Raw genomic sequence first — 13,161 nt, forward strand, 5'->3', positions numbered from 1 at the left:
TAAGGCCGGGGACGCGAGATCAGTGGTTTCGCCGCCTTGGAGGAGGGCTGAGGTGACCGACACTTCGAAGAAGGCATCAGGCGACACCCGCCGCCCGCGCGTCATGCCCGATGTGACCAAGGCGCTTGCCTCAGACATCTTTTCCGGACGCTATCCCGCCGGCTCGTCCCTGCCGACCGAAAACGAACTCGGCGTCGAATATGGCGTCAGCCGCACCGTCATCCGCGAGGCCTTGAAGGTGCTGGCCGCCAAGGGGCTGGTGCTGTCGCGGCCCCGCATCGGCACGGTTGTATGTGAACAGGACAACTGGAACATCATCGACCCGCAGGTGCTGGCCTGGCACGCGCCGCATGCACTGGACGACAAATTGTTCGACGCCATCCTCGAGACGCGCCGCGCCATCGAGCCGCTGGTAGCTGAACTGGCGGCAACTCGTGCGACGCTGCAGGAGATCGCCGATCTCGAAGCCGCCTGGCGCGGCATGGCCAATGCCGGCGAGGATCTCGCCGCCTTCTCGCGCTCGGACATCACTTTCCACCAGATCGTCTATGCCGGGAGCCACAACCCGATCTTCCGCCAGATCGGCAATCTTATCGACACCGGGCTGAAATTCTCGCTCGAAGCAACTGCGACCATTTCGCTCGCCCGGCGCATGGAAGCGGTGGCGGCGCACCGTGAGGTGGTCGAGGCGCTGCGCATGCGCGATGCCGCGGCGGCGCGTGCGGCGGCAGGCCGGATCCTCGACCTTGCGGCGCGCGACCTGGTCAGCGCCAAGAAACTCAAGAACAACTGAGACCAGCATGAAAATCATCTCGCTCACCACCTACATCGTCCCGCCGCGCTGGCTGTTCCTGAAGATCGAGACTGATGCCGGCGTTACCGGCTGGGGCGAGCCTGTGGTCGAAGGCCGTGCGCTGACGGTCGAGGCAGCGGTCAAGGAACTTGGCGATTATCTGATCGGCAAGGACCCGCGCCTGATCGAGGACCATTGGACGGTGATGCATCGCGGCGGCTTCTACCGCGGCGGGCCGATCCTGATGAGCGCCATTGCCGGCATCGACCAGGCGCTGTGGGACATCAAGGGCAAGGCGCTCGGCGTGCCTGTGCACGAACTGCTCGGCGGCAAGCTGCGCGACAGCATCAAGGTCTATTCCTGGATCGGCGGCGACCGGCCGGCGGAAGTGGCTGATGGCGCCAGGGAAGTGGTGGCGCGCGGTTTTCAGGCGCTGAAGATGAATGGCACCGAGGAACTGCAGATCGTCGACAGCCATGACAGAATAGATGCGGCTGTCGAACGAGTCGCCATGGTGCGCGAGGCCGTTGGGTCCAACATTGGCATCGCCGTCGATTTCCACGGCCGCGTCCACCGGCCGATGGCGCGCATGCTGGTCAAGGAGTTGGAACCCTACCGGCTGATGTTCATCGAGGAGCCGGTGCTGAGCGAAAATCGCGAGGCGCTGAAGGAGATCGCCGCCCTCGGCTCGACGCCGATCGCACTCGGCGAGAGGCTCTACAGCCGCTGGGATTTCAAATCGGTGTTCGAACAAGGCGCCGTCGACATCATCCAACCAGACCTGTCGCATGCCGGCGGCATCACCGAATGCCGCAAGATCGCGGCGATGGCCGAGGCCTATGACATTGCGGTGGCGCCCCACTGCCCGCTCGGCCCGATCGCGCTCGCCGCCTGCCTGCAGCTCGATGCCGTCAGCTACAACTGCTTCATCCAGGAACAGAGCCTCGGCATCCACTACAACGCCGCAAACGATTTGCTCGACTATGCCGCCAACAAGGACGTCTTCCGCTACGAGGATGGCTATGTCGCAATCCCCGATGGTCCCGGCCTCGGCGTCGAAATCGACGAGGACTACGTCAAGGAACGCGCCAAGGAAGGCCACCGCTGGCGCAACCCGGTCTGGCGTCACAAGGACGGCTCCTTCGCCGAGTGGTAGCTCGGCCGACCTTGCGGCCAGGCCTTCAGGACCTCGGGTTCGATTTCGCGGTGGCGCCAGCGTAACGCAGGCCTCTGATGGGCCGCAGCGCCGAGCACCAGCGCATGGGAACCGTCGGCGCCGGCAAGCCGCAACTCGCTGACCGCCTGGGTTGCCGCAAGCGATCGAAAGCAGTCGCTATCCATGGAACATGGCGGATGTCCTGTTCTCATCGACCTTTTCTTGGCCCGCCAGCCGCGTCACCTGCCCGCGGCGTGCCGGCCTGCGTTCCTGCCGGAGAAGATGCAGCTGCCGAGAAATGTCCCTTCCAGCGCATTGTAGCCGTGATAGCCGCCGCCACCGCCGCCGGCCACCTCGCCTGCCGCATAGAGCCCGGCAATGGGTTCGCCATTGCCGTCGAGAACCTGCGAATTGAGATTGGTGTGCAGGCCGCCAAGCGTTTTGCGCGTCAGGATGTTGAGGCGCACCGCGATCAGCGGCCCGTGCCTGGGATCGAGTATCTTGTGCGGCTTGGTCACCCGGAAGATCTTGTCGCCAATGTAGTTGCGGGCGCCGCGGACGGCTGTGACCTGCGCATCCTTGGTATAGGCATGGTCGACCTCGCGATCGCGCGCCACGATCTGCGCCTTGAGCCGGTCGTAGTCGAGCAGATTGTCGCCTGACAGCGCGTTCATGCCGGCGACCAAGTCGGCCAGGTTGTCGCGGACGACGAAGTCCTCGCCCTTTTCCAGGAACGCTGCCACCGATGGTGGCGCCTTGCCGCCGCGCCGGTTCTTCAGCACGGCCCGCCAATCCTTGGCCGTAAAGTCTAGGTTTTGCTCCGAACCCGACAGCACGAACTCCTTCGAAGCGATCGTCTTGCTCAGCACGAACCAGGAATAATCGTGTCCCGTCGACAGGATACGCTTCAAGGTGCCGAGCGAATCGAAGCTCGGGAAGAACGGCGCCTCCATGCGTTGTCCCAGAGCATCGAACCATAGCGGCGACGGCGCCGACAGGATGCGGATGCCGTGGTTCGGCCAGATCGGATTCCAGTTCTTGATCCCCTCGACATAGTGCCACATGCGGTCGGCGTTGATGACGGCCCCGCCGGCGTCCTGGGTGATCGCCACCATGCGGCCGTCGACATGGTGCGGCACGCCGGCAACCATACGCTTCGGCGCTGGCCCCAGCCGCCCGACCGGCCAAACCTTGCGAACCAACTCATGATTGCCGCCGATGCCGCCCGAGGTGACGATCACGACACCGGCCGAAAGGTCGAAATCGCCGACGGCCGTGCGGCTCGACTGCTTGCCGCGCTCGACATCGGATGCCTCCAGGATTTCGCCCGCGACGCCGGTGACCGCGCCGTTGGTCTTGATCAGCCGGCTGACCTGATGACGGAATTTCAAAGTGATCAGCCCTTTGGCGACGTGCTCGCGCACGCGCCTTTCGAACGGCGCGACCACGCCCGGCCCAGTGCCCCATGTCAGGTGGAAGCGCGGCACTGAATTGCCGTGGCCATTGGCCAGCGCGCCGCCGCGCTCGGCCCAGCCGACCACCGGCCACCAGCGCATGCCCATGGCGTAGAGCCACGGCCGCATCTCGCCGGCGGCGAAATCGACATAGGCTTCCGCCACTTTCCTTGGCCAATGGTCCTCGGGCCGGTCGAACTGGGCAGAACCCAGCCAATCCTGCCAGGCGAGGTCGCGGCTGTCCTTGATGCGCAGGCGGCGCTGCTCGGGCGTGTTGACCAAAAACAGGCCGCCGAGCGACCAGAATGCCTGGCCGCCGAGAAAACCGCCACCCTCTTGCTCGACGATGATCACGCGCTTTCCGGCATCGCCGAGTTCCGCGGCTGCGGCCAGGCCGGCCAGCCCGCCGCCGACGATGATTGCATCCGTGTCAGCCATTGTCGTAACTCCTGTCCCGGCTTGTTGTTTTTGACATCGGATGCTCGTTGCTAGCCGCGCAGCGCGTTCCAGATGATGCGCGGCAGCTTCAGGAAGCTCGGCCGGTAGTTGAACTCGGTGATCAGGCGGCCGACCATGTGTGCCCTTTTGTGGGTCAGGAACCAGGCCGGCTTCGGCATGATGCGGAACGGCGCTTCGAGCACGCTGCGCTCCGGTCTGTCGAACAAATAGGTGTTGTGGACGACGCCGATGCCGCTCTGCACATCGTCGAGCGTGTGGCCAGGGAAAGCACCCCAGGTCGGGCGCAGCAGCGCGAACAGAACGCCGCTCCAGGAATTGATGCCGATGCCGCCATAGCGCAGTTCGGCAATGATTTCCTCGAAGCGCTGCCGGCCGATCTCGGCGATCGTCCTGGGATGGATGAGGATGTTGGCGGCAAGCGTGCCGTGCAGCTTTTCATTGGCGTAGGCGACAGCGGCGCGCAGATAGGATTCCGCATTGCCCGCCGGCAGCCGCATGACGCTGAGCGCCGGCGCGAACACCTCGGCATTTTCGAGATAGGCGTCCGTGCCCGGCCGGAACGGCACCACAACGCAGGCGGGCCCGCCAGGCCGCTCGAATTTTTGTGCCGTGTCGGCGTGCGCCTCGAAGGCGGCGAGGCGCTCGGTCGCGCCGGGATAATAGGCCGGGCGCGACGGGGCTTTCTGCATCACCTTTTCGAGTGCTGCCAAAAGCGCATCGGATTTGCCCCAGCCTTCGGGCAACACGAGCATTTGGCAGGCGATGCAGTTGAAACCGGAATTGTTGAGCTTTTGGGTAGCGATCAGTTCGGCGTGGTAGGTGATATCGGCATCCGACCACGGACCGGGCACCACGATGGTGGGTGCCACGCCGCCAAGCTCCGAGGTGATACGCCGGCTGTTGCGCGGCGTGCCCGCCGCCTTGTTCTTGCGGCCCTCCTCGCCAGGCCCCCAGACGATCGCGTCATGCGAGGCGGCGGCACCGGTGATGTGGATGTCGTCGACGAGATCGTGGTTGCACAGATACGCGCCGACATCGGCGCCACCGCGCACGATGCGCAGCGCTCCGAATTCGATCAGCGGCCGCAGCGCCGGCCGCAGGAAATCGATCAGATAGTCGTTGACCGGGTTCATCTTGAGCAGAACCACCTGGTGCTCGACCAAAAGCTTGTGCAGGCAGTCGAGCGGCGCGATCGAGGCGACATTGCCGGCGCCGAGCACGAGGCCGATCTTGCCCTTGCGGCTGGTGCGCGGCGCGTCATAGGCCGATGCGGTGTTTGCGGCGAGGTTCGCCTTGGTCACGCCGGGCTGCATCCAGATCTCGGCCTTCAGCCCGGTGAACAACACCTTGTCCCAGAGCGAATTCGGAACCACCGTTACCGCCACCTGTCCGCTAGGCAAGGTGCGGACCGGCAGTCTGTCGAGAAACTTCTTGCCCTCCATCAGGCTGAGCGTGTGGATGAACTGGTTGCAGCCATCCATCAGCGCCGCCGGGCCAGCCAGCCATTCTTCGCCTTCCAGCGGCGAGCCGGTCGGGATGCCCTTCTTGCGCGTCGCGGTTTTGACCCACGCCTCGGCGACCTCGCGGATGTGATCCTTGACCTGCCGCAGCAAGGCGATCCGCTCGCCATTCGAGGTCTGCGCCCAGTCGTCCTTCCTGGCGTCGAGATCGGTGAGGGCGAGGTCGAGTTCGGCTGCCCATTCAGGCTGCACGGGCTGAGTTTTGACTGCCTTGGCGACCATCCTATCCTCCTCCACTTCGGTCTCTTTGTTTGACGCAACTCCGGACGGAACCGCTTCACACTTTTCCTGGAATTGCTCTACGAAAACGGCAGTGCGGCCCATTGCTCGACGAATTTCCCGCCGGAATAGACCTGGATCGAACCGAACTGCTGTAGCACGAATTCGCTCTGCGTCGGACGCAGGAAGGCGTAGTCGTCAGGCCCGACATTGACGTTGTCGGGCAGCGCCATGAATTGCTGATTGGTCGAAAAGCCGAACGTCTTGTCGGTCTTCATCCCCACGGGATGGACGGGCTTCGCCATCCATTTTCCGCCATAGAGAAAACAGCCGCGCCGCGGCAACAGCCCGAGCTTCTGCAGCAGCCAGGAGCGCTGGTCGAGGCCCGGCGCCTGGACATCGACCACTTTCAGGATCGGCGTCGCGATGAATGCGGCAGACCGCAATTGGCTGAGGCTCGGCACATCGAAATCGGTCGGCAGCATAAAAGCCGATCCGATGGACAATTCATTGGCGCCGACCCAGCTGTCATAGAGCAATGCGGTGCTGCTGCCGCCAAGATTGAGGATCTTGCGCTGGTCGGCGGCAAGGCAAGCGACATACTGGCGAAACAGGCTGATCGCCTTGACGCGCGCCTTGGCCGGTCCTCCCAGCAGTTTTGGGATATGGCCGATATGCGCCTCGTAGGCCATGACGCCTTCGCATTTCAGCCGCGGGTAATTCGCCAACGCGGAAACTGCCCGGGCCAGTGAGTCGGGATCGATGATACCGCCGCGATGAAGGCCGACATCGACCTCGAAGCAGACGCGCAGCTCGCGGTCGAGCTCGGCGGCAAGCGAGCCATAGGCGGCCAGCCGCTCCTCGGTATCGATCAGCCAGACGATGCGCGACGTAGCTTCGCCGAGCCCGGCGAGAACGCCCTTCGTCAGCGCGTGCCTGGCGCCGGCAACCGGCATCGGCTTGCCCAACAGGAGATCGACTTGGGGAAACACTTTCAGCATCTCGGCGCTGATCGGCAGATGAAAGGTCATCAGCCTGTCGGTCGCAAACGCCGCGCGGATATAGTCGATCAGCGGCAGGCATGGCAGCGACTTGTCGACGAGGCGCAGATCGAGGCCCGTGGCGAACTTCGCCTTGATCGCAGCGATGTTGTGATCGAGCCGGTCGAGATCGAGCACCAGGCAAGGCTGAAAGATCCCGGCTGCCCTGAGCGCGCCCGACATTTCCGCGAAATAGGTGTCGGTCAGGCTCATGCCGCGACGCCGAGCAGCCTGGCAATATAGGGCGACACGAAGCGGTTGTCCGGGTCCATCTCGCGGCGGACCGCCATCGCATCGTTCCAGCGCGGATAGAGCGCGCTCAATTCCCTTGATGTCAGGCTGTGCATCTTGCCCCAATGCGGGCGGCCGCCGCGCTTCCTGAAGATCGGCTCGGCGGCGTTGAAGAACGCCATCGGATCGCGCTCGACGCCGTGATGGATGGCGATGGAACAGGTTGGGCGCTTGTAGAAGGGGCTGAGCCAGACATTGTCGGGCGCCACGACGCGCACCTCCATCGGAAAATAGACCTCTGGAAACCGCGTCTCGAGCAGCGCAATGATTTCGCTGAGTGCGGCCGCCCCTTCCTCGAACGGCAGGTGGTATTCCATCTCGTTGAACTTGACGTTGCGCTCGGAGGTGAAGACCTTCAGCCACTCCTCGACATAATCCTCGGCCGGCACCTTGGCGAAGGCCGAGCCGATGAGACGGCGGCGCAGCCAAGGGAGCCAGCTGAGATAGTCGCGCAGTTTTCTCAGCGTCGTCACCGCATCGTCGTCTTCCGTCGGCGGACGCACCGTCGCCGGCGCCTCGGTGATGTCGCTGGCAATCAGCAGCGCCTGGCCCGAAAACGGCACGTAGTAGAACTCGGCCGAACGATGCGCCGTCATGGTGCTTTCGAATTGCGCAAGCACATCGGCGATCGGCGCCGTCCAGCGGCGGTGCCGCATCCGGTAGCTCGCCACGTTGCGGATCGTCACTTCGGTGACGGCGCCGAAAGCGCCGAGCGAAGCGCCCATGGCTTCGATCATGTCGGGGCTCTTGGCACGGTCGAACTCTTTCAGCGCGCCACGCCCGTCGACGATCTGCATCGCCTCGAGCTGGGTGTGGTACGCGCCAAGTGTGATGCCCGAGCCGTGCGTGGCGGTGCCGAGCGCCCCGCCGAACGCCTGCTTGTCGATGTCGCCCATGTTCGGCAGCGCCTGGCCGACGCCGTGCAACAGCTTTGCCAGCGCGCCGATCTTGGTGCCGGCGCCGACCCGCGCCGTCAGTTTTTCGGGATCGTGCGACCTCAGGCCCTCGAAGCGGTCGAGCGACAGGATGGTGCCGTCATTCTTGACCAGCGGCGTAAAGGAATGGCCCGTGCCGACAAATCGAACTGGTCCCGGCGAGTTGCGAATGGCACCACTCAGCTCATCGAGACTCTGCGGTTCGGCAAAAGCCTGCGGCGTGGCCGTGACATAGCCCGACCAATTGCTCCACTGGCTGATAGCCTCTCCCACGATCCCTCCCTGGGGCGCCGGCTTTGCCGGTCTTTCTCCTAGCGCTAGATAATATGATACATAGTCAGCTTTTCCGGATATGATACATTGTCAGCTTTCTGTCAACCTGGCAATCGGAGGTGTCTTGCGTCCGCGCCGGCCGCATGGATCTACAGCGACGCACGCTGAGCCGGCGTCGGCATTGAACGCAGTTCGTTGCCCCTTCAAGCCAGCCCAAACGTTTCCACGGCCCGCATGATGCCGCGCAATTCGGCCAGGCCCTTCAGGCGGCCGATCAGCGAGTAGCCGGGATTGATCCTTGTCTTGCCGATATCGTCGGCGAGCAGGTGGCCATGGTCCGGCCGCATCGGGATTTGCCAGTCGGCGCGGCCTTCTCTGTGGCGGCGTTTCTCTTCCTGCATCAGCACCAGAATGACGTGCGCCATGTCGGTGCCGCCCTCGAGATGCTCGGCCTCGTAGAACGAGCCGTCATCCTCGATGGTGATGTTGCGCAGATGGGCGAAGTGGATGCGGTCGGCGAATTCCTTGACCATGGCGACGATGTCGTTGTCGGCGCGCGTGCCGTAGGACCCGGTGCAGAACGTCAGCCCATTGGCCTGGCTGTCGACGGCATTGAGAATGAAACGCGCATCCTCGGCGGTCGAAACGACGCGCGGCAGGCCGTAGAGCGAAAACGGCGGATCGTCGGGGTGGATACACATGCGCACCCCCTCCTCTTCCGCCACCGGAATAATCTCGCGCAGGAACCACGCGAGGTTGTCGCGCAACTCCTTCGGCCCGATCCCGTCATAGTCCGCAAGCGCCTCGCGAAAACTGTCGCGGTCATACTTGCGCTCTGTAGCCGGCAGGCCGGCGATCAGATTGCGCTCGATCTGGTCGATCTTCTCGGGCGGCAATTCCTTCAGCCGCGCTTCCGCCTGCGCAATACGCGCCGGCGTGTAGCTGTCAGCTCCGTTCTTGCGCTTCAGCACGAACAGATCGTAGGCGGCGAAATCAACGGCATCAAAACGCAGGGCGTAGCCTGTCGTCGGCAGACGGTAGGCTAGATCGGTGCGGGTCCAGTCCACCACCGGCATGAAATTGTAGCAGATCGTGGCGATGCCGGCCTTGGCCAGCGCGCGGATCGAATCGCGGTAATAGCCGGCATAGCGCTCGCGTTCCTGCGCGCCGATCTTGAAGGAATTGTGGACCGGAATGCTCTCGACGACCGACCAGGTCAGTCCTGCTTCCTGGATAATGCGCTTGCGCTCCAGCACTTCGGCCTCAGGCCACGTCCGGCCGTCATAGATATGGTGGAGCGCCGAGACCACGCCGGTGGCGCCCGCCTGCTTGACATGATCGAGCGTCACCGGATCATCGGGCCCATACCAGCGCCAGCATTGTTCCATTTTCGGCTTTCCTTCTGCGAGAGGTTGGCAACTTATTGTTGGACCTCGATGGGAGTCGATAGAAAATGGAAGAGTTTTTAGAAATGATGGATTTCGACGGCAAGGTCGCCCTGGTGACGGGGACGACCGGCATTGGCCTGGCAACCGCCAGACGCCTTGCGGCCGGTGGCGCCGCAATCATCGCCTGCGGCATCGACCGCAGCGCCAATGCGGCGATGAAAGCGCAACTGGAAAGCGCTGGAGCTGCGGTGCTGGTCATCGAAACCGATGTGTCCATCTCCGACCAGGTGCGCGACGCGGTGGCGGCTGGCGTCGCAAGGTTCGGCGGCCTTGATGTCATCGTCAATTCAGCCGCCGTCCATCCCTATGGCACGGCGACGACGACCGACTGGGAAACCTGGAACCGAACGATGACGGTCAATGTCGGCTCGATCTACCTGACCGCGCATTTCGGCATCCCCGAAATGATCAAGCGCGGAGGCGGCGCCATCGTCAATGTCGCATCGGTGCAGGGCTTTGCCTGCCAGCAGAACGTCGCCGCCTATGCCACGACCAAAGGGGCCATCCACACGCTGACGCGCTCGCTGGCGCTCGACTACGCGGCGGCAGGCATTCGGGTGAATTCGGTCAGCCCCGGCTCGATCCGCACGCCGATCCTGGAGAAGGCTGCGCGCGGTGACGGCGGCAGCGATGCCGATGTCGAAGAGGCCTACAAGCGCTTCGGCGCGGCGCATCCGCTCGGCCGTATCGGCGAACCGGAGGAAGTGGCGGAACTCATCGCCTTCCTGTGCTCGTCGAAGGCCGGCTTCTGCACCGGCGCGGACTACAGGATCGATGGCGGCCTGACGGCAGGTATTGGCGTCAGATAGAGCACTGATCGTGCTCTGCCCATTCGCCGGCGATCTCGAGCGCTGTCCACCGCCTCTAGAGCCTCCATATCCGCTTGGCATTGCCCGAAAGCAGCTTCGCCCGTTCGTCGGGACTGGCTCCCGCAATCAACGCATGCGTCGCCGCCACCCAGGTCGCAAGGCCACTGCCAAGCGTGCACACCGGCCAGTCGCTGCCCCACACGACGCGGTCCCAGCCGAAAATGCCGATCGTGTGCTCGACATAGGGGCGCAAGGTCTCGACGGTCCATGAGCCGGCATCGGCATAGGCGACGACACCGGAGATCTTGCCGATGACATTGGGACGCCGCGCGATCTCGGTCATATGCTCGCGCCACGGATGTTCCGCACTGGCCTTGATGTCGGGCACGCCGCAATGGTCGAGCACGAACTGCACATCCGGCGCCAGATCGGCGAGCGCAACCGCCCTTGGAATCTGATGCGGCAGGACGACGAGGTCGAAGGTCAGGCCGGTGCCGGCAAGCCGCTTGATGTTTTCGCGAAACAGCGCGCTGTCCGAAAGCTCGTCCGGCATGACGTGCAGCACGCGACGGAACCCCTTGACGAAGGGATCGGCCTGCTGGCGCTCGAGATAGGCGGCGAAACCGGCCTCCTCCGGGCGGCAGGAGGCGATCGCCCCGCGCAACAGACTGCCCTTCTCCAGCGACTGCGCCTTCACATGGCTGGTCTCGGCCTGGATGTCGGCTTCATCGACGTCGACCTCCATATGCAGCGCGGCCTCGATACCGGCCCGGCGGGCCTGGATCGCATATTCTGCGTGCGGGAAATCGCGGTTGAGCGCCGGCTCGCGGCTGAGCCAGGGATAGCGCAGCGCCGACAGGTCGATCAGGTGCAGATGAGTGTCGATGATCATGGCTGTCCCCCTGGGTGATTTCAGATCATCGCCAAATGCCTAAACCCAGCGCATGACACAAGCTTTGGCTCAGGCCCGCTTCGGGATCTCTTTGTCCTCGAGCAGCAGCGTCAGCCCCATGGCGACGAAATAGAGCGCCGCCACCCAGATGAACATCACGTTGAAGCCACTGGAGTAATGGTCGAGCACCACTTCGCGGATCGCGCCCGGCAGGCTCGATGCGAGGTGCGGCGTCAACCCGTTCAGGCCACCCGGCAGCAGGGCGGCGGCGTCTGCAGGAAGCTCGGCTGTCTGTCGGTTCAGCGCCCAGATCATCACCGCGCCGTTCAGCGCCAGACCCAGCGATGCTCCGAGCGTCCGCGCCTGGGTGATCAGCGACGTCACCGCGCCGATATCCTGCAGCGGTGCTGCCGCCTGGATCGCCACGATCAGCACCTGGAACTGCAGGCCCATGCTGATGCCGAACACTGCCATCATCGTCGCCAATACCCAGATCGGCGTATGCTGGTTGGTGAGGACGAAGCCCAGCATCAGAAACCCGCCAATAGCCATGGCGACCACCGGCATCCATTTGTAGCGTCCGGTTGCCGCGATCACCCGCCCGGCGACGATCGAGATGACCATGGAAGTGAGCGACGCCGGCAGGAACAGGAAGCCTACCTCGGCCGGGCTCAGGCCCGTCAGCGTCTGCATGTAGAGGGCAAAATAGAAGAACATGCCCAGCGTCACCGTTCCGGCGACCAGCGACACGCCCGAGACGATGCTGACCGTCGAATTGCCGAACAGCCGCAGAGGGACGATCGGCTCTTCGGCCCGCCGCTCGACCATGGCGAACAAGGTGATGGCGACCAGTGCCAGCAGCGGCAGCGCGAAGGTGATGAGGTCCGGTCCGCTGGGGTCGAGCACGTGGTAGCCCCAATAAACAATCGCCGTCGTGCCGGTGGCGAGCAGCGCGCCGCCGAGATAGTCGATGCGGTGCCGTTTTTCGTTGAACCGGCTGCGCATGGCGAAGGCCAGCACAGCCAGCACGATGATCCCTATCGGCAGATTGACCAGGAACACCCAGCGCCAGCCGAACAGGCTGGTGATGTAGCCGCCGGCCAACGGGCCGAGCACTGATGACAGCGCGAACACCGCCGAACTGTAGCCCTGATATTTGGCGCGGTCGCGCGGCGAAAACAGTTCGCCGATCATGGCGAAGGCCGAAACCATCAACCCACCCCCGCCGATACCCTGCAGCACGCGCGCGGCGATCAAGCTCTCCATCGACCATGCCATGCCGCAGACCAGCGAGCCCAGCAGGAACAGGCCGATCGCCGTCAGCACGACATTCTTGCGGCCATACATGTCGCCAAGCTTGCCGTAGAATGGCGAGACCGCGGCGGTCGAGAGCAGGTAGGCGGCACCGACCCAGCCGAACAGATGCAGATTGCCGAGTTCGCCCGCAATGGTAGGCAAGGCGGTGACGACGATCTGCATGTCGATGGTGGCCATGAACATGGCGATCAGCGCGCCGAAATAGACGATCAATGTCGTCAGATCGGGCCTGACTTGGGCCTCAACGGGCCGCGCGTCCGGCAGCGTCTGCTCGACAGTCATCGGTGTCTCCGTAACTTGGGGCGCGATTTATGTGCCCACAACCAGGAGGTGTCAAATAGGCGAAAACGCCATGCCTGGAGGCATTCCGTCCGGCTAACGGGAAGAGCCTTAGCGGACCGTGCAGCCGTGGATGATGGTCGTCGCGACCAGTTCCGCGGGGTCGCGTGCAATCAGGTAGACGATGCTGTCAATGAAGGCAGTGTGATCGAGCGCCAGCGTCGTCAGATTGTGGCTCTCCACACAGCCATTGCGCAGATGCTGCGGAAGGGCGTC

The 13,161-nt window shown here is 63.8% G+C and carries 11 protein-coding genes; 3 read left to right on the forward strand and 8 right to left on the reverse strand.

What is annotated here, in order from left to right; genetic code table 11:
* The first annotated feature begins 52 nt into the window (after positions 1–52).
* Both ACYG9V_RS25320 and dgoD read left to right on the forward strand, forming a co-directional pair.
* Positions 53–793 (forward strand): FadR/GntR family transcriptional regulator, encoded by a 741-nt coding sequence (locus ACYG9V_RS25320; protein ID WP_460222029.1) that lies wholly within the window; start codon positions 53–55, stop codon positions 791–793.
* 7 nt (positions 794–800) lie between these two features.
* Positions 801–1,949 (forward strand): galactonate dehydratase, encoded by a 1,149-nt coding sequence (gene dgoD / locus ACYG9V_RS25325; protein ID WP_023714596.1) that lies wholly within the window; start codon positions 801–803, stop codon positions 1,947–1,949.
* Positions 1,950–2,188: 239 nt separating this feature from the next.
* On the opposite strand, the gene ACYG9V_RS25330 is transcribed toward dgoD, so the two are convergent.
* From ACYG9V_RS25330 to uxuA, 5 genes are all read right to left on the reverse strand, one after another.
* Positions 2,189–3,841, reverse strand: a complete 1,653-nt coding sequence (locus tag ACYG9V_RS25330) for an FAD-binding dehydrogenase (protein ID WP_023826422.1) — start codon at positions 3,839–3,841, stop codon at positions 2,189–2,191.
* A 50-nt stretch (positions 3,842–3,891) separates the two neighbouring features.
* A complete protein-coding gene (locus tag ACYG9V_RS25335; RefSeq protein ID WP_023826421.1) occupies positions 3,892–5,604 on the reverse strand; it encodes an aldehyde dehydrogenase family protein in 1,713 nt (570 codons plus the stop codon).
* Between the two features lie 77 nt (positions 5,605–5,681).
* Positions 5,682–6,854 (reverse strand): alanine racemase, encoded by a 1,173-nt coding sequence (locus ACYG9V_RS25340; protein WP_352763143.1) that lies wholly within the window; start codon positions 6,852–6,854, stop codon positions 5,682–5,684.
* Positions 6,851–8,140 carry a D-arabinono-1,4-lactone oxidase gene (locus ACYG9V_RS25345; protein WP_352763146.1) on the reverse strand — a complete coding sequence of 430 codons (1,290 nt, stop codon included), beginning with the start codon at positions 8,138–8,140 and terminating at the stop codon, positions 6,851–6,853. Before ACYG9V_RS25345 ends, ACYG9V_RS25340 begins: the two co-directional genes overlap by 4 nt.
* A gap of 203 nt (positions 8,141–8,343) precedes the next feature.
* Positions 8,344–9,528 (reverse strand): mannonate dehydratase, encoded by a 1,185-nt coding sequence (uxuA, locus tag ACYG9V_RS25350; RefSeq protein WP_352763148.1) that lies wholly within the window; start codon positions 9,526–9,528, stop codon positions 8,344–8,346.
* A gap of 83 nt (positions 9,529–9,611) precedes the next feature.
* On the opposite strand from uxuA, the gene ACYG9V_RS25355 reads away from it, so the two are divergent.
* Positions 9,612–10,397, forward strand: coding sequence for an SDR family NAD(P)-dependent oxidoreductase (locus tag ACYG9V_RS25355; RefSeq protein ID WP_352763304.1), 786 nt, complete (start codon positions 9,612–9,614; stop codon positions 10,395–10,397).
* 55 nt (positions 10,398–10,452) lie between these two features.
* On the opposite strand, the gene ACYG9V_RS25360 is transcribed toward ACYG9V_RS25355, so the two are convergent.
* From ACYG9V_RS25360 to ACYG9V_RS25370, 3 genes are all read right to left on the reverse strand, one after another.
* Positions 10,453–11,289, reverse strand: coding sequence for an amidohydrolase family protein (locus ACYG9V_RS25360; protein WP_352763151.1), 837 nt, complete (start codon positions 11,287–11,289; stop codon positions 10,453–10,455).
* 69 nt (positions 11,290–11,358) lie between these two features.
* The gene (locus tag ACYG9V_RS25365) at positions 11,359–12,888 is read right to left on the reverse strand and encodes an MDR family MFS transporter (RefSeq protein WP_352763153.1); all 1,530 of its coding nucleotides are present in this window, start codon (positions 12,886–12,888) and stop codon (positions 11,359–11,361) included.
* A gap of 108 nt (positions 12,889–12,996) precedes the next feature.
* Positions 12,997–13,128 carry a hypothetical protein gene (locus ACYG9V_RS25370; protein WP_352763155.1) on the reverse strand — a complete coding sequence of 44 codons (132 nt, stop codon included), beginning with the start codon at positions 13,126–13,128 and terminating at the stop codon, positions 12,997–12,999.
* Positions 13,129–13,161: the final 33 nt, after the last annotated feature.

It is taken from the genome of Mesorhizobium sp. W016 (genome assembly GCF_054719485.1).

Bases quoted from the DNA above. Each gene is read 5' to 3' on its own strand.
- dgoD (WP_023714596.1), top strand. From the start codon at position 801: ATGAAAATCATCTCGCTCACCACCTACATCGTCCCGCCGCGCTGGCTG.
- ACYG9V_RS25330 (WP_023826422.1), bottom strand. From the start codon at position 3,841: ATGGCTGACACGGATGCAATCATCGTCGGCGGCGGGCTGGCCGGCCTG.
- ACYG9V_RS25335 (WP_023826421.1), bottom strand. From the start codon at position 5,604: ATGGTCGCCAAGGCAGTCAAAACTCAGCCCGTGCAGCCTGAATGGGCA.
- ACYG9V_RS25340 (WP_352763143.1), bottom strand. From the start codon at position 6,854: ATGAGCCTGACCGACACCTATTTCGCGGAAATGTCGGGCGCGCTCAGG.
- uxuA (WP_352763148.1), bottom strand. From the start codon at position 9,528: ATGGAACAATGCTGGCGCTGGTATGGGCCCGATGATCCGGTGACGCTC.
- ACYG9V_RS25355 (WP_352763304.1), top strand. From the start codon at position 9,612: ATGATGGATTTCGACGGCAAGGTCGCCCTGGTGACGGGGACGACCGGC.
- ACYG9V_RS25360 (WP_352763151.1), bottom strand. From the start codon at position 11,289: ATGATCATCGACACTCATCTGCACCTGATCGACCTGTCGGCGCTGCGC.
- ACYG9V_RS25365 (WP_352763153.1), bottom strand. From the start codon at position 12,888: ATGACTGTCGAGCAGACGCTGCCGGACGCGCGGCCCGTTGAGGCCCAA.